General features: G+C 63.8%; 15 protein-coding genes. 4 read left to right on the top strand and 11 right to left on the bottom strand.

Features of this window, described 5'->3' with window-relative positions; genetic code table 11:
* The first annotated feature begins 169 nt into the window (after nucleotides 1-169).
* Nucleotides 170-1,153 carry an HTH-type transcriptional regulator ArgP gene (locus MYA_RS20615; protein WP_014724891.1) on the top strand — a complete coding sequence of 328 codons (984 nt, stop codon included), beginning with the start codon at nucleotides 170-172 and terminating at the stop codon, nucleotides 1,151-1,153.
* On the opposite strand, the gene ssuE is transcribed toward MYA_RS20615, so the two are convergent.
* The 9 genes from ssuE to MYA_RS20570 form a co-directional block, all read right to left on the bottom strand.
* On the bottom strand, nucleotides 1,143-1,736 hold the full coding sequence (gene ssuE, locus MYA_RS20610; RefSeq protein WP_011882212.1) for an NADPH-dependent FMN reductase: 594 nt from the start codon (nucleotides 1,734-1,736) through the stop codon (nucleotides 1,143-1,145). The two genes, MYA_RS20615 and ssuE, sit on opposite strands and share 11 nt — an antisense overlap.
* A 13-nt stretch (nucleotides 1,737-1,749) precedes the next feature.
* Entirely contained in the window at nucleotides 1,750-2,031 is a 282-nt protein-coding gene (locus MYA_RS20605; RefSeq protein WP_011882213.1) for a 2Fe-2S iron-sulfur cluster-binding protein, read from the bottom strand.
* Between the two features lie 21 nt (nucleotides 2,032-2,052).
* Nucleotides 2,053-2,796 (bottom strand): iron-containing redox enzyme family protein, encoded by a 744-nt coding sequence (locus MYA_RS20600; RefSeq protein WP_011882214.1) that lies wholly within the window; start codon nucleotides 2,794-2,796, stop codon nucleotides 2,053-2,055.
* Nucleotides 2,793-4,154, bottom strand: a complete 1,362-nt coding sequence (locus MYA_RS20595; protein ID WP_041494135.1) for an ATP-grasp domain-containing protein — start codon at nucleotides 4,152-4,154, stop codon at nucleotides 2,793-2,795. Before MYA_RS20595 ends, MYA_RS20600 begins: the two co-directional genes overlap by 4 nt.
* 10 nt (nucleotides 4,155-4,164) lie before the next feature.
* Nucleotides 4,165-5,409, bottom strand: coding sequence for an ATP-grasp domain-containing protein (locus MYA_RS20590; RefSeq protein ID WP_011882216.1), 1,245 nt, complete (start codon nucleotides 5,407-5,409; stop codon nucleotides 4,165-4,167).
* Nucleotides 5,406-6,533, bottom strand: coding sequence for a histidinol-phosphate transaminase (hisC, locus tag MYA_RS20585; protein ID WP_014724888.1), 1,128 nt, complete (start codon nucleotides 6,531-6,533; stop codon nucleotides 5,406-5,408). The genes MYA_RS20590 and hisC overlap by 4 nt, the downstream gene beginning before the upstream one ends.
* Nucleotides 6,534-6,547: 14 nt before the next feature.
* Nucleotides 6,548-7,423 carry a phytanoyl-CoA dioxygenase family protein gene (locus tag MYA_RS20580; RefSeq protein ID WP_011882218.1) on the bottom strand — a complete coding sequence of 292 codons (876 nt, stop codon included), beginning with the start codon at nucleotides 7,421-7,423 and terminating at the stop codon, nucleotides 6,548-6,550.
* A gap of 18 nt (nucleotides 7,424-7,441) precedes the next feature.
* Nucleotides 7,442-8,824, bottom strand: a complete 1,383-nt coding sequence (gene aroA / locus MYA_RS20575; RefSeq protein ID WP_014724887.1) for a 3-phosphoshikimate 1-carboxyvinyltransferase — start codon at nucleotides 8,822-8,824, stop codon at nucleotides 7,442-7,444.
* A gap of 67 nt (nucleotides 8,825-8,891) precedes the next feature.
* Nucleotides 8,892-9,992 (bottom strand): DUF1611 domain-containing protein, encoded by a 1,101-nt coding sequence (locus tag MYA_RS20570; protein ID WP_014724886.1) that lies wholly within the window; start codon nucleotides 9,990-9,992, stop codon nucleotides 8,892-8,894.
* Nucleotides 9,993-10,339: 347 nt separating this feature from the next.
* On the opposite strand from MYA_RS20570, the gene MYA_RS20565 reads away from it, so the two are divergent.
* From MYA_RS20565 to MYA_RS20555, 3 genes are all read left to right on the top strand, one after another.
* Complete coding sequence (locus tag MYA_RS20565; protein ID WP_034193542.1) at nucleotides 10,340-11,437, top strand: LLM class flavin-dependent oxidoreductase; 1,098 nt, start codon at nucleotides 10,340-10,342, stop codon at nucleotides 11,435-11,437.
* 196 nt (nucleotides 11,438-11,633) lie between these two features.
* Complete coding sequence (locus MYA_RS20560) at nucleotides 11,634-12,902, top strand: MFS transporter (RefSeq protein WP_011882223.1); 1,269 nt, start codon at nucleotides 11,634-11,636, stop codon at nucleotides 12,900-12,902.
* A gap of 44 nt (nucleotides 12,903-12,946) precedes the next feature.
* Nucleotides 12,947-13,147, top strand: coding sequence for a hypothetical protein (locus MYA_RS20555; protein WP_014724884.1), 201 nt, complete (start codon nucleotides 12,947-12,949; stop codon nucleotides 13,145-13,147).
* Nucleotides 13,148-13,357: 210 nt separating this feature from the next.
* On the opposite strand, the gene MYA_RS20550 is transcribed toward MYA_RS20555, so the two are convergent.
* Both MYA_RS20550 and MYA_RS20545 read right to left on the bottom strand, forming a co-directional pair.
* On the bottom strand, nucleotides 13,358-14,353 hold the full coding sequence (locus MYA_RS20550; RefSeq protein WP_011882224.1) for an NAD(P)H-quinone oxidoreductase: 996 nt from the start codon (nucleotides 14,351-14,353) through the stop codon (nucleotides 13,358-13,360).
* Entirely contained in the window at nucleotides 14,350-14,727 is a 378-nt protein-coding gene (locus MYA_RS20545; RefSeq protein ID WP_011882225.1) for a carboxymuconolactone decarboxylase family protein, read from the bottom strand. The genes MYA_RS20550 and MYA_RS20545 overlap by 4 nt, the downstream gene beginning before the upstream one ends.
* Nucleotides 14,728-14,738: the final 11 nt, after the last annotated feature.

Genomic DNA, 14,738 nt, shown 5'->3' with positions numbered 1-14,738 from the left:
TCCGCTGGATTAATCCCCGGCATGACGGGTCGTCGTGCCGCATCGCGGCGAAACGGCAAGTGCGCGGTGCTCAACCCCTCTTCGTGCGCGATACGAGAGGGCAATCCTTCGTCCCGCGCGCGCTGTTGAGCGGACGGATCACTTGCTTGAAGTTTGGTAGGGGATTTCAGTGCTAGATCGACAACAACTCGAAGCTTTTGCCGTCGTCGTCGAAACGAGGAGTTTCGAGCGTGCGGCGGAACGGCTGAATATTACGAGGGCCGCCATCTCGCAACGCATCAAGGCGCTGGAGGATGCATTGGCGGCGGCCCTGCTGGTCCGCAGCAAGCCGCTGGCACTGACGCCGGTGGGCGAAGTTCTGTTCAAGCACACCACGGCGGTGCGTCTGCTCGAAGCCGATACGTTCAGCCAGATCGACCGTCGCGGCAATCGGGGCGGCATGCAACTCGCGGTCGGCGTCGATGCGTATTCAATCGATGCATGGTTCGGCCGGGTCGCGCACCGGATTATCGAGCGCAACGTGCTCGAACTGGAAGTCGTTGTCGACGATGCGGACCCGGCCTTTCCGGCGCTGGCGCGTGGTGAAATCATCGGCAGCGTGTCGACGGTGTCGAGGCCAGTCCAGGGCTGCATTGCCGTACCGCTCGGCGCAATGATCTATCGATGTGTCGCGAGTTCGGCCTTCATCGAGCGCCATTTCGAGAAAGGCTTCAATCTCCACGCTGCATCGTTGGCTCCGGCGGTCGAGGTCGGCAGACGCACGGCGCTGCTCGAACGGTATTTCGAGGCGGCATTCGGCGTGAGCGTCGGCCGCTATCGAAGAAACTTGCTGCCGTCGATCGCGTCGCAGCTCAAGACGATCCAGTCCGGCCTGGGATACGGCATGCTGCCGGAGCAGACGGTGCTGCCGTTTCTCGAAGACGGCCGGCTCGTCGACGTGCGACACGACATGCCGCTTCCTGTGCCGTTGTACTGGCATCGATGGCGCGCGGCCCCCCCGGTCTGCGAGACGCTGTCCGAGGAACTGGTCAATCGCGCGCGCGAGGTTCTGGCCGCGGACGACCGCGAGCGAGTCGGGATGAGCGAGCACGTGCATGAAGCGGTAACACCGGCTCGCATGTGCGAATCCGTCGACTGCGCCGCTACGGGTTGACGGCTATCTCCGTTCGTTCGCTCGCCGCGAGAGTGCCGAGACGGGTAAGCGCCGCACGTTCGTCGAGCACGTGCATCAGCGATTCCACCGCGCCGTGCAAGCGCTGCGCGAGCGGCGCTGCGATCCGGTATTCGCCGTCGACGCGCGCGATGTCGGCTTCGGTGGCGAACACGTTGTCGAGCACGTGCCGCGCGCCGAGCGCGGTGAGCACCGGTTTGAGTGCATAGTCGAGTGCAAGCAGATGGGCGAGACTGCCGCCGGTCGCGAACGGCAGCACCGGCTTGTTTGCGAAAGCCGCCTGCGGCAGCAGGTCGAGGAAGGCCTTGAATAAACCGGAATAGGACGCTTTGTAGAGCGGCGTCGCGACGATGACGGCGGCCGCGTGCTGCACGGCCTCGAGCGCCGCCTGAATGGCGGGATCGTTCCAGTCGGCATGAAGCAGAGCACCAGCCGGCAGATGCCGGATGTCGATGCACTGCACCCGGTGGCCGCGCGCAGTCAGCCGCTCCGACGCAATGCGGAGGAGGTGCCGACTGCGCGACGGCTCGGTGGGACTGCCCGACAGCATCACGATATCGAACATGGCGATCAAGACCTCAACACTGACGAATCGTTACGTCGCCGCGCAGCCGGCACTGGCATGCAAGACGCTTGTCGCCGTGGTCGTGACCGAGCCATTCGAGAAACGTGCTTTCCTTGTCTTCGGGATGCGAAAGATTGTCCATGCCCGCCAGTACCTCGATCACGCAAATGCCGCACATTCCCGCGCGGCATCCGAAGGTCAGTCCGCCCAGTTGAAGCTCCGCCGCGTCCGACAGATACGCGTCGTGCGGCAGCGCGAACGATTCGCCGGTCGTGCTGATGATGACTGTATGCATGTCCGCTCCGTCGAAAGTGGCTCAGGCTGCCGCGCGGTGGCCGACTGTGGCCTCGAAGAGCTCGCGGAAATACAGCGCGAGAATGGTCTGGATGTCGTCGAAATAGCGCAGCACTTTGTCGACGTCCGCCTCCTCGCGAATCAGGTAGCGCAGGATGCGCCACATCTCGCCCGCGTGATCGTCTCCGACGTCCGTATTGATGTGCGCGAGTTGCCCCTTGATCTTGTCCTCACCGAGCGTCTCCTTCATCGACTTGATCTGGCGGGGCGTGAGCTTCGCGGTCGTGTATTCGACCAGGTAGCTGGACGCGACCACGCCGATCGGATGCTCGTGTTCGGCGATGAAGTAGAAAAACCCCTGCAGCAGCCTCGTCGCGAGGAATGGCTCGGTCGCGTACAACTCCTCGTCGGTTACGCCGAGTGCCTTGCAGTCTTGCCTGAACAGCGTGTCGTGATTCATTTCCTCGGCCTGGTATTCCGCATACAGCTGCGCGGCCTCGGGAGAGATCTTCGTGATCGCGTGGAGAGCCTTGGCGTGCGCGGAGCGGCTGAGACGAATGCGCCAGACGTGCTCGATGGTATGACGGCGATACCACTGGCTATCGAGCTTGCTGCCTTCGAGATGGCTCGCGTAGGGGACGGTTGCCGCCCATTCGGCCATTTTCTTGTCGAGATAGCGATCGAGTCGATTACGGACAGCTTCGCCGTCTGCGAGCGAGTAGAAGGGAATCGGATGGTCGATGCCGCAATGCTGGACGCGATTCATGATTTCTCCTGGGGTGTGGGTTCTGCATCGGTAACTGCTGAGTCGGAATAGCGAACGACGAGCTGCGCGTCGAGCATCGCCGAGAGCGCGCGCACCTGGGTCGCGATGTCGGACACGGGCACCTTCCAAAGCGCGTTCAGGATGAAGATGCCGCGTTCGGAATCGGGTAGACGGGTGTGAGGCCGGACCGGCATGTCGACGATGTCCGGCGCGGGCGTCAGCCGGTCGATCGACAGCACTTCGAGCGTGCGATTGCGTTCGCCGTATCGGCTGAAGAACACGGTGCCGTCGCTGAGCGTGCCCGCCCGCCGCCGCGTGCTTTCGCGCAGCGCGTCCAGGCGCCGGTGCCACGCGCCGGCGGCGGTTCGTTCGGTACAGAGTGCTTGCACCCAAAGCTCCAGCATCGAGATGCCGCCGGTGAACACGCCGACGCTCTGATTGATCAGGGCGCCGCCCATGCGAGCGTTGATCTCGATGATGTCCCACCGGCCGGCTCGCCCGTCGAAGCGGGTCTCGATGTGGTAGCACCCGTCGCTGAGGCGCAGTGCGGCGAGGCATTGCTCGATGAACTGCTCGCCTTCGCGCTGCTGCGCGTCGGACAGGGCGGGTGCTGGCAGCGAGTTGCCCATCTCGAGCGTCGTGCCGGTGGCGTCGTCGAGGTATTTCGCGTGTACGCCGATGACGTAGCTGCGGGCATCGGCCGCGATGACTTCGAAGCTATACTCGTCGCCGCGGATGTAATCCTCGGCGATGAAATCGAACTGCCCGTCGAAGATCGCCCGAAACGCAAGGTCGGCACGCATCTGCTCGCGCAGCGCGTCGAGGCGGGCAAGCGTCAAGCCGGCATCGAGCCGGAAGCAGGCGAACGAACCGGCGCCGCGACGTGGTTTGATGAACAATGATCGACCGCTCGCAAGCAGCGCGGGGAGCGTCTCATGGTCGAGCAGCGTGGTGCGTGCGCCGCTCAGGCCGAGCTCGTTGAGTTGCGTGCGGCACTGCAATTTGTCCATACAGACGCGCAGCGCGTCGGGATCGGCATCCGTGGCGCCCAGCAGGCGATTGGCGCGCGCCATCAGTAATCGGTAGCCTTCGAATGTGGCGAGCGTCGCGACGATCGCGAAGCCCTCGGCCCGTGCCTCCGCCATCGTCTCCTCGACGTGCACATCGTTCAGATAATCGTCGTCGACGTGCCAGAGCCGGGCGGCACCCACGGCGGAAATCTGTTCGAGGTCGCGCGAATCGCGAGCGCGCGAACTGAGGATGACGAGCGCGATGCCCAGGCGCTCCGTATATGTGCGAACCAGCGCTGCGTAAGAGCGGGCCTGATGCGCGAAAAGAAGCAGGGCGGGCGTACTCATGATCCGGAGCTCACGGTTGGGTGGTTTCGATGCGGAAGGCTTCCAGCACGTGCGCGACATCGCGCGCGACCTGCGTACCGGAGGGCGAGTCGAACAGAAAGCGGCCGGACTGGAGCGAGCAATAGCCATCCTCGTGCTCGATCAGCTGTCCGTCGTTCGGTACCAGCTGCCGATACAGACTGTCGAGCCGTCCGTCGAACCGCGTGACGGATCGCACGCGCTGCGGCAGGCAGGTCGGCCGCGGGAACATCAGCCACGCCCCCACCGACCCGGTCGGTGCATACAGCTGTGCGGGTTGGTCGAGACTCATGTTGACCCACTCGCGAAACAGGTTGATGCCGGTCGCGCGGTGAATCATCGACGGCACGTCGGCACCGCCGACGCGGGCACCGACCTCCAGAAAAACCAGCTCGTCGTCGGTGGTATGGAAGAGTTCCAGGTGAAACGGGCACGCGCGCAGTCCGATCGCCGTCACGCATTGAGTCGCAAACTTCGATACGTAGGCGTGCAGCGCGGTGCCTGGCTCCAGCATGATCGCGCCGAGCGGTGCTCCGGCCGTGAAATCGAGGCAGGTGTTGACGTAGCGAGACGGTACGACGAGCGTTACGTTACCGTTTCGATCGACGAGTCCGTCGACGTGCATCAACGTACCGGCCACGAACTCCTCAAGATCCCACTCGCCGCCGGACGGCAGGTTGGCGATCGCGGTGCGCAGTTGCACCGCATCGCAGATTTTCTGCACACCGTGGCTCGACTGGCCGTCGATCGGCTTCAGGATCAGCGGGTAGCCCGTATGTTCGGCAAACGTGAGTGCGCTGCTCACCTCCGTCGACGTCACGGACCGGTAGCGCGGCGTGCGCAGCCCGGCTTCCTGAACCTTCTGCTTCATCAATAGCTTGTCGCGTCCCAGCCGGTTCTCATCCGGCTTCTTGCCTGGAATATCGAACTCGGCGCGCAATTGCGCGGCCAGATCCTGAAGCGACTCCGAAAAGACGATGAGTCGGTCGATCGGGCCGCTCGCGCCGACGATTTCGGCGATGACCGTGCGGTAGGCGGCGATGTCGTCCAGCCGGTCGAGCTCATAGAGCCGGTAGCTGTCGGCAGAGGCGGTCACGGCGGAGCGGCCGCGACGGTTGACGAGATAGCTGACCCGATGCTGCCTGTGATCGACGAATTCGTCGTAGCGCACCAGGTCGAAATCCCACCGCCCGGTGCCCGGGAATTGCGCGAGATTGTTGATGATGAGAATGTTCATGCGAGTACTCCATTGGCGTCCGATCCGGTCCGTGCCCCGACGAGTCGACGCACGAGATCGACCAACCGGTCGATCTCGTCCGGCGTGCCGATCGCGATGCGCAGATGCGTCGGCAGTCGATAGGCAGACATCTGCCGCGTGATGAAGCCGTGCGACAGCAGCGCATCGTAGATATGCGCCGCGTGCGGACCGAAGTCGGCGAGCACGAAATTGGCGGAACTGTCGACGACCGTCGCGCCGAGCGTGCGCAGGTCAGCAGCGAGACGTGCCCGGCCTCGCGCGGTCGTCTCGACCACACGGGCCAGATGCGCTTCGTCGTCGAGCGCCGCCGTGGCGCCCGCCAACGCGACGCGGCTGACCGGAAAGGGCGGTCGGATCCGCGACAGTGCGTCGATCAGGCCCGCAGCGGCGATTGCGTATCCGATGCGCAACCCCGCGAGACCGTATGCTTTCGAGAATGTGCGCGTGACGACGACGTTCGGATGCGATAGCGGCAACTGCCCGGTATCGCGCGGCGCGTCGTCGTCCGCGAATTCCGCGTAGGCCTCGTCGAGCACGAGCAGCACGTTGGACGGGAGCTGTGCGATCAGATGCTCAAGTTGCGCGGCCGTGAGCGAGCGGCCGGATAGGTTAGTCGGACTGTCAACGATCAGCATGCGCGTGTTCGAGTCGACCTGTTCGAGTAGTCGATCGACGTCGTGACCGAAATCCGGCCCGCTTGCCGCGATGCGCAGCGCAGCGCTCTGGGTGGTGACGAACGGCGGATACGCACAGTAGCCGTACTCGGACAGCACGACGTTGCGGTCGGCCGGAACGAACGCCTGGACCAGCGATGCGATGACGTCGATCGAGCCGTTTCCGAGCGCCAGCATGTCGGCCGGAACCCGCTGGTGCCGGGCAAGCTTGTCGAGCAGCGCGCCGCTGTCCGGATAGCGGTTCGATTGATCGAGCGCGCGTTGCATCGCGGCGAGCACTCCGGGCGGCGGCGGGAACGGCGACTCGTTGCTCGAGAACTTGTGGATATCGTGCAAGCCTCGCTCTGCTCGCAGTTTTTCCTCGGTGATGCCCGGCCGGTACGGAGCAAGCCCGCGCAGCGCCGGAACCAAAAAGGCGTTCCAGTCCATCGGATCTCCCGTGTTCAGCGTCCCGAGGCTGCCGTCACTGCGTAGCCGGACGTTTTCATGGTCGTCAGTGCCTTGCGCAGGTGAGAACCTTCCTGCACCTCGTACAGGGACCCGAATTCGCGTTCGGCGAGCGGCAGCAGATGCGTGCCCTGGTCGACCCGCGCGACTTTCGAACGTTGTCCACGCAACAGTTCGACACCCGGTTCGTTGTGTGCGGCGTGCGGTCCGAAGTAAATCGGGAATGCATCGGCCGCCCGATAGGCGGGCAGGAACGTGCGGCGCGGCAGCTGCGATACGTTGCGCGCCGATGCATGGAGCGTCAGGCAGTGCAGGAACAGGACGCTGCCGGCTGGCACCTCGATGCTGACCGCCCGAGCTTCATCGACGTCGTGGACCTTGCCGCGGAAGAATCCATCGACCTCGTGTGACAGCAGGCCGCGCCGGTGCGACCCGGGTACGACGCGCAGGCAGCCGTTCGCTTCGCTTGCATCGTCGAGAAAGATCAGCGCGGTGACGAGATCGGCGTTGGTGTGCGGATAGTAGGAGAAGTCCTGGTGCCATTCGACGACACTGCCGACTTTCGGTCCCTTCATGTTGAGCTTGCTGTAGTGGAACAGCACGTTCTTGCCAATCAGCCCTTCGATGCAGTCGAGCAGGCGCGGGGCAGTCGCCATGTCCTTGAATGCGGGATGCTTTTGCGTCGGCGACCAGATCCGGCGCACGGTTGCGCCGTCCTCGGGTTCGAATTCATACGGCTTCTCGGGATTGGCGGGCGACAGCAGCGTGTCGATCGCGGCGAGCGAGCGAACAACCTCGTCGGTATCGAAGAGTTTTTCGATCACGAGATAACCATGTTCCGCATAGAACGCCAGTTGCTGGTTGGTAAGCATGACAATTCTCCGTTGGGATCAGACCGCCTGCAGTAGCGAACGCTCGTCGTCGTGCGACGCGCCGGTCCCGACTTCGCGATAGGCGGCACCGAGATGCTCGAACTGCGTGAAGAAGTCGGGGAACGAGCAGTTCACGTCGCGGTAACCCTCGAGCCGGTTCGGCTGGCGCGCACGCAGCGATGCGATGAACAGCGACATGAAGATCCGGTGGTCGCCCCAGCTCGACAGGTCGACGCCGCCCGGATACGGCTCGCCGGTGCCGCGGATCTCGAAGCCGTCGTAGACGCCGTCCTTGAAGAGGCCCTTGATGTCGACGCCCATCTTGCCCAGCTCGCTAACCATCGCCTTGATGCGAGGCGACTTGTGCAGCCGCGTGATCGAGCCGCCGACCACGCGGAACGTTCCTTTCACGTAGGCGCCGATCGCGGCGAGCGTCGGTACGATGTTCGGGAAATCGCTGGCGTCGAATTCGTAGTCGCCGGTGAGCTGGGAGTGGGAATTGACGAGCGTCAGCTCATTGCGCGTGTCGTCGAAATGGACGGAGAAGCCGAGCGCCTGTACGACATCGATGATTGCGCGCTCGCCCTGCAGGCTCTCGCTGCCGAGGTTGCCCAGCACGAAGGTGCCGGGGAACAGCGCGGCGGCGCCGATCAGGTACGACGACGATGTGTAGTCCCCGCCGATCCGGTACTCCGCGGCTTGATAGTTGCCCGGCTGGACGCGGATCAGCGAGAAGTCGTCGGTGACGTCGACCTGGATTCCCGAATGGCGCAACGTCGCGATCGTCTGGCGGATGTAGGAAATCGACAGCAATTCGCCTTCGATCGCGATTTCGACCGGCTGGTCGGCGAGCGGCGCGGCGAACAGGATTGCGGTGATGAACTGCGAACTTACGTTGCCAGGGACCGTGCAGCGTCCGCCGCGCAACCCGCCTCCCCAGTTGACGACCGGCGCCTTGCCGGCTTCGCCGATGCATTCGATACGCGCGCCGAGTTCCTCGAGTGCGTCGAACAACGGCTTCATCACCCGCGTGCGCAGAATGGCGTCGCCGGTGATGATGGCAGGCGAGTCGGCGAAACTCGTCAACGCGGTGAACGTGCGAAACACGAGCCCCGAGCCGATCGCGTCGACGACGCGCTGGCCCAGATGCAGCGCGCGGCCGACACCGCGGATCTCGAGGTATCCGTCGTGTTCGTCGATACGCGCGCCGAGTGAGCGGCATGCTTGCTTCATCGCGCTCGTCTCGACACAGCGCAGATCGTTGTGGACGATCGACGTACCGTCGGCGAGCGTCGCGGCGAGTATCGCGCGCTGGGTCTCGGGCTTGGACGAAGGGGTGACGGCGTAACCCTTGAGCGAGCGGATGGGGTCGACATGGAGCAGGCTGGACTGTTCGGTCATTTGAATCGCTTCCTGTGTTTGACGATGACGCGACGATGCAGGCGGGACGACGAAAGCCGGCGGCCGGTCAGGCCGCCAGGCGTTGAAGGGTCCGGTCGTGGACGCTCAGTGCGTCCACGAGTCGGTCAGCACCCGAGCGGATGACGTCGACGGCAGGCAGGCCCGTTTCCCATTCGATCTCCTCGATGGCGCGCGCGGCTTGCTCGGCCGGAAGCGCACCTGTATGGACGCTGACGCCGACCACCTTCGCCGGTCGCAGAAACGAGCCAAGCTGTTCATACAGCGTGACGAGTTCGGGTAGCGGACGCAGCGGCGCATGCGCCCAGCCCTTGTGATGTGCAAGGCCCGCCTCGTGGCACAGCACGAGGGCCTGCGGCATGGCACCGTGAAGCAGGCCCAGCGTGACGCCGCTGTAGGCGGGATGGGAAATCGATCCCTGTCCCTCGACGACGATCCAGTCGTGGTGACGCGCCGATTCGAGTACGAGCGATTCGGTGACACCCGCGACGAAGTCGGACGGGACGGCATCGATCGCGACACCGGCGCCGCTAATATAGATACCGCTCTGGCCGGTAGCGACGAAACCTGCGTTGATGCCTCGTCGTCGTGCAGCTTCCGCGATCTCGATGGCGGTGGTTTTCTTGCCAACCCGGCAATCGGTGCCGACGGTATGGACGATGAAGCGATCGAGCGCGTCGAGCTTGCCTTCACTGGTCGCGAGCGTATCGGGCGGCTCTTTCGTATCCCAGATCCGTGCGCCGGATTCCGACGCAAGTGCGGCGAAATCAGGATCGGTCGCAATTCGGAAATGCAGACCGCTGACGACGTCGAGCCCGCGGGCGAGTGCGAGCGCTATCTGCGCGCGCCATGCATCGGGCAATGCGTTGGAGAACAGGCCCACACCGATCAGGAAAATGTCCGGATCGAACTGCAATGCCGATTCCAGCGAGTCGAGCACCGGGATGCCGTGGCCGTATCCGAGTACCTCGCCCACGTCCTTTCCGGCACAACGGCTGTCGACGACGGCGACGCATTCGCTGTGGCGATAGCGCAGGTAAGAGGTCGCCACCTTGCTTGTCACAGGGCCGAAGCAGCCCTCGGCGAAGACGACGACGCGTTTGTTTCTCAGGTTCAACATCAGCGTGGCTCCATTTTCTTCGATGAACATTCGTGACCGTCGCCGGCCGCGTCGTGTCGCGCCGGAGGGCGGTGATGCGAGAACGGATGCAACAGCAATGACACACGGGAATGTCGGCCGGCGCATATTCGTGCGGAATCGCGATACGTCTTCGATATCGGCCTCGACGTGTTGACGAGAGTAGGCGAGCGCGACGGATCGCAGCGCATTCGTGAGAACTTATTGCGGCCGGTAAATGTCAGCGATGGATCAAAAAATTGGTGTGCCGTCAAAGTTTCTTCGTCGGCGCGGTGCGGGCTTGCTCGATTCGTTGCTCGACTCCTAAGCTGAAGGTCACTACGGCAACAGGCCGGATTCGACTATCGGGAGAGGCGACGATGCGGGTATTTCAACCCCTGAAGATTCATTGGTGCGCGCCGCGCGGAGCGGGCAATACTAAGGCGTCCGAGCGGGACCTCGCGAATGAACTCGATCTCGACGGTCTGGTGGACTTTGCGCAGGAAGCGGAGGACATGCAGATCGATACGCTGCTGATGGGAATCGGTTTTCATCTGCCGGAGCCGTTGCCGCTGATCGGCGCACTCGCGCGCGAGACGCGCAGACTGTCGTTCATGCTGGCCTATCGCCCGGGACTGCTGCCGCCGACGCTATTCGCGCAGGCAGTCAATACGCTGTCGTGGATGTCGAACAAACGGATCTCGCTGAACATCGTCGCCGGCATTTCTCCGGAGGAACAGGCGTACTACGGCGACTATCTGGCGCACGACGCGCGCTACGAGCGCACGTCCGAATATCTCGGTGTGCTGCATCGGTTCTGGCGCGGCGAGACGCCGGTGTCGCATGAAGGCACCCACTACCGGTTCGACGGCGCGCGCCTCGGCCTGCCATTCAAGGACGGCGAGCGACCGCGAATCTATCTGAGCGGCGCGTCCGCGTTGGCCAAGCGCATCACCATCGAATCGGGGGACTGCTGGCTGCGTTACGGCGACACGCCGGAGGGCATCGCGGTCGCTGCTCGTGAGCTCCTGGAGGCCGGGCGCAGCGTCGGCATCCGCATGCACGTGCTGGCTCGCGAAACGCGGGAAGAGGCACATGCAGAAGTGGCCGCCATGATGGCGAACTCGGATGAAGCCCATCGTCAGCAGGTTCAGGCATTCGTGAAGACGTGCGATTCGGAGGCGGTGAAAAAGTCGTTCGATCTTGCCGAGCAGGCGTCCGGTGGCTGGTTGTCACCGATGCTGTGGACGGGCGCCGTCGCCTATCGCGGAGGCCCGGCCCTGTGTGTGGTGGGCAGCTACGACGAGGTCGCACGGTATCTGCTCGAATACAAGCAGGCCGGTGTCAGCGAATTCATCCTGTCCGGCTGGCCGACGCGTGGAGAGATGCGGCGATTCTGTCACCACGTGCTGCCCCTGATTCGCCAGTATGAAGCGCGGACCGCCGGGAGCGAAGACAAGGCAGCGCTCGTCATCTGATGATCACACGATGTTGCGCGACTGGCGCGGCTCGGCCGCACCAGATCGGAAAGCCGGTCAGGAATCTAAAATCAAGGATATAGATAAGTGATACGAAATGATGGATCAGAGGCGAGTGAAACGTGTGGTGTTCATCGGTCAGGACGGCGGCCAGGGTTCCGTCGCGACGTGAGCGCCTCGAGCATGGAGGTGGCGATTGATCGGTGAATCGCGCTCCGCTTCGCTGCGCTGGTTCGCGTCGGGACTGATGCTTGGATTGATCGCCGAGCAGACGGTGCTGTTTGCGGTGCCGCTTCTCATTTATCAGCGGACCGGAAGCCTCGCGTATTCGGGCATTGCATATGCAGTCGAATGGGTGCCGGCGTTGATCGCTTATCCGTTCGCCGGCTTGTTCGCGGACCGACTCGGCGGCCGCCGGTTGTTCCGGTATGCAAATCGCGTCCGGATGACCTGCCTGACGATTGCCGTGGCAGCCTGCTTCGCGATGCCGTCGGCCACGATCATTGCGCTGATGGTCAACAGCGTCTTCCTGTCGCTGCTGATCGCGCCGGTGCGGATGTCGGTGGAAAAGACGGTGCCGATGCTAGCGGACGGCGGCAAGCTGTCGGATTTGCAGTCGTTGGTGCAGAACGTCGAATTGCTCGCGATGGCCCTCGGTCCAGCCCTTGCGGCGGGGCTGGCGCAATGGCTGGGTAAGCTCCCGCTCCTGCTCGTCGCGGCGGCCGGATTCGCGCTGGCCGCGTGGTGCTGGCGCGAACTTCCGGCGAGCCCGCGCGGCACCGCTCACGGTCGGGTCCGGCACGACCTGGTTCTGGGATGGCGATTGCTGATCGCGAACCGGCCGGTTGTGTTGCTTGCGTTGGTGAACTTCGCCATCAACCTCGCGTTTGCGATCGCGGCGAGCGCGAACGCATATCTCGTCACGGGCGTGTTCCGCGCATCCGACAGTGTATTCGGCTTGATGAACACTGGCGCGGGCGTGCTCGGGCTGCTGAACCTGTTGCTGATTCCGAAGCTGACCCGCAGTTGGAGCATCTATCGGCTCGGTGCAGGCGGCTTCGCGCTGATGTGCACCGGGCTCGTATGCATGGGATTGGCGCAGGGTGTCTGGGTTTATGTGATCGCGTTTCTCGGCGCGATGGCGGGGGCTGCTTGGTACAACGTGTTCAACCGGACATTGCGCGTACGTGCGATCGAGCGCGAGCACCTCGGCAAAGTGATCGGGCCGTTCTATCTGATCAACGGGCTCTCGTATCCGCTCGCGGGCGTGTTGACCGCGAGCGTGGGGCCGGTGCTAGGCATCCAGCACATCCTGTTGTTCATGGCCGTGATGCTCAGCGGTCCGGGCGCGTGGGTGCTGTGGGTGACGTCCCGATTGTTTCGCAAGCGGGTCGATGCGCCGCAGCCTGCGGACGAGGTGTGCGAGGGCGCGGAACCGCTGCCCGAGGCCGCCGATCGCGCGTGAGCGAGGTCGCGCGACGATACGATTGCCGATGTACGGAGGATGTCATGACTTCGAAAATCAGAATGGCCCGGCGGCGGCCGGATTTGCCGATCGAGACGGCGTCTCCGCACGCGGAATTCCATGAGTGCGGCGGGGTGCCTCTGCTCGACGAGACCGAACCTCGCCGGATGCGCGACGAATCCGGCGACGGTGGGGTAGTCTTCACGCCGGAGGATCAGGATACCGCCTCGAGCGTGTTGTTCTGAGCGTCGTGCCGGAAAGCTGCGAGGGAGCGATACCGTTCCGGTACGTGCGGGACGTTCGATTCGGGTGCGGGAAGCCGCGACATGCACCATCGGCGCTGCCGGCCCGTCGTCGCGAATGGTTTTATTTCCGGCCATGAGCAACGCGCTCCCGTCCGCCTGACTGCCATCAACCAGCTTCGTACATGGGCCGCGACGCGAATCGGCCCTACGTCAGCTATCTTCGCTCATCGTCAGGATGATCTTTCCTACGTTCACAGCAGACTCCATCCGTCGATGGGCGGCCGCGGCGTCTGCGAGCGGAAACACGCTGTCGACGACCGGCTCCAGACCCGCGCCTCCCGCAAAGCGGTCCAGCCAATGTTCGCGAAACCGCCGAACCATCGCGTGTTTCTCGCTCTGGTCGCGCGACTTCATCACCGTGCCGATGATTTGCAGATGACGGTACAGGATCTGTTCGAGGCTCACGCTGACGTCACCGCCGCCGCCGAGTATCCCGACCTGCACCAGCCGGCCGCCGTTTGCCAATGACGCGACGTTCCGGGAAAAATACGGTGCGCCCACGAAGTCGATGACCACATCGACACCACGTTTGCCCGTCCTGCTTGCGACGACTTCCGAAAAGTCCTGCGTCTTGTAGTCGATCGCATGGTCCACACCCAGTTGAACGATCCGTTCCAGCTTCGAGGCTTCGGCCGTTGCGAAAATCGTCGCGCCGGTTGCATAGGCCAGCTGGACCGCTGCGGAACCCACCCCGCCCGCCGCTGCGTGGATCAGCACCGCATCGCCGCGCTGCAAGCGGCCCAGATGCAACAACGCTTCGTGCGCAGTGACGAACACTTCCGGTATGGCGGCCGCATGCACATAGTCGAGCGTTGCCGGAATGGGCATCGCCATTCTCCAGTCAATGCGCGCCCGTTCTGCGTAGGCCCCGCCGCCCACGACGCCCATGACACGATCACCGACCTTGTAACCCTGCACGGAAGATCCGGTCTCGATCACCTCGCCGGCGATTTCGAGACCCATGATCGTCGAGTCGCCGAAGTTCGGCCGGCCGTATCCGCCACGCCGATGGGTCAGATCGGCGCGATTCACACCCGCGGCATGGACGCGTACCAGTAGATCGTCGGGCCGAACTTCAGGAGCCGCGACCTCGGCCAGTTGGAGCACCTCGGCATCGCCGAATTCCTTGAATGTGATGGCTTTCATTTCAAACCTTCCTGCGTCGTAGATGCATTGCCGGCGAGATCGTCGGGCTGAGGATGGGCGCCGAGCGTTGCCTGCGCCGTGGCGGATGCGGAGATTGCGGCGGGAAACCCGGCATAGAACGCGAGGTGAGTGATTGCCGCTGACAACTCTTCACGGGTTACGCCGTTCGTCAACGCGCGGCGCAGGTGCGCCGGCAACTCGTCGAGATGGCCTCCCGCGATCAGCGCGGCAACAGTCACGAGGCTGCGGTCGCGCGGCGAGAGCGTCGGATCGCTCCAGATCCGCGGATAGAGCGTGTCGTCGACGAATGCCGAAAGCGTCGGCGTGAACGCACGCGCGGCTTCGCGCGGACTATCGAAATGCGTATCGGACATGGCGATCTCCT

It is taken from the genome of Burkholderia sp. KJ006 (assembly GCF_000262695.1).
Lineage (GTDB): Bacteria > Pseudomonadota > Gammaproteobacteria > Burkholderiales > Burkholderiaceae > Burkholderia > Burkholderia vietnamiensis.
The sequence above is the reverse complement of the archived record's forward strand: the minus strand, read 5'-3'. Positions and strand labels throughout refer to the sequence as shown.

Coding starts and splice junctions, on each gene's coding strand:
- MYA_RS20570 (WP_014724886.1), bottom strand. CDS start 9,992: ATGTTCATCGAAGAAAATGGAGCCACGCTGATGTTGAACCTGAGAAAC.
- MYA_RS20600 (WP_011882214.1), bottom strand. CDS start 2,796: ATGAATCGCGTCCAGCATTGCGGCATCGACCATCCGATTCCCTTCTAC.
- MYA_RS20545 (WP_011882225.1), bottom strand. CDS start 14,727: ATGTCCGATACGCATTTCGATAGTCCGCGCGAAGCCGCGCGTGCGTTC.
- MYA_RS20595 (WP_041494135.1), bottom strand. CDS start 4,154: ATGAGTACGCCCGCCCTGCTTCTTTTCGCGCATCAGGCCCGCTCTTAC.
- hisC (WP_014724888.1), bottom strand. CDS start 6,533: ATGGACTGGAACGCCTTTTTGGTTCCGGCGCTGCGCGGGCTTGCTCCG.
- MYA_RS20550 (WP_011882224.1), bottom strand. CDS start 14,353: ATGAAAGCCATCACATTCAAGGAATTCGGCGATGCCGAGGTGCTCCAA.
- aroA (WP_014724887.1), bottom strand. CDS start 8,824: ATGACCGAACAGTCCAGCCTGCTCCATGTCGACCCCATCCGCTCGCTC.
- MYA_RS20565 (WP_034193542.1), top strand. CDS start 10,340: ATGCGGGTATTTCAACCCCTGAAGATTCATTGGTGCGCGCCGCGCGGA.
- MYA_RS20605 (WP_011882213.1), bottom strand. CDS start 2,031: ATGCATACAGTCATCATCAGCACGACCGGCGAATCGTTCGCGCTGCCG.
- MYA_RS20590 (WP_011882216.1), bottom strand. CDS start 5,409: ATGAACATTCTCATCATCAACAATCTCGCGCAATTCCCGGGCACCGGG.
- MYA_RS20555 (WP_014724884.1), top strand. CDS start 12,947: ATGACTTCGAAAATCAGAATGGCCCGGCGGCGGCCGGATTTGCCGATC.
- ssuE (WP_011882212.1), bottom strand. CDS start 1,736: ATGTTCGATATCGTGATGCTGTCGGGCAGTCCCACCGAGCCGTCGCGC.
- MYA_RS20580 (WP_011882218.1), bottom strand. CDS start 7,423: ATGCTTACCAACCAGCAACTGGCGTTCTATGCGGAACATGGTTATCTC.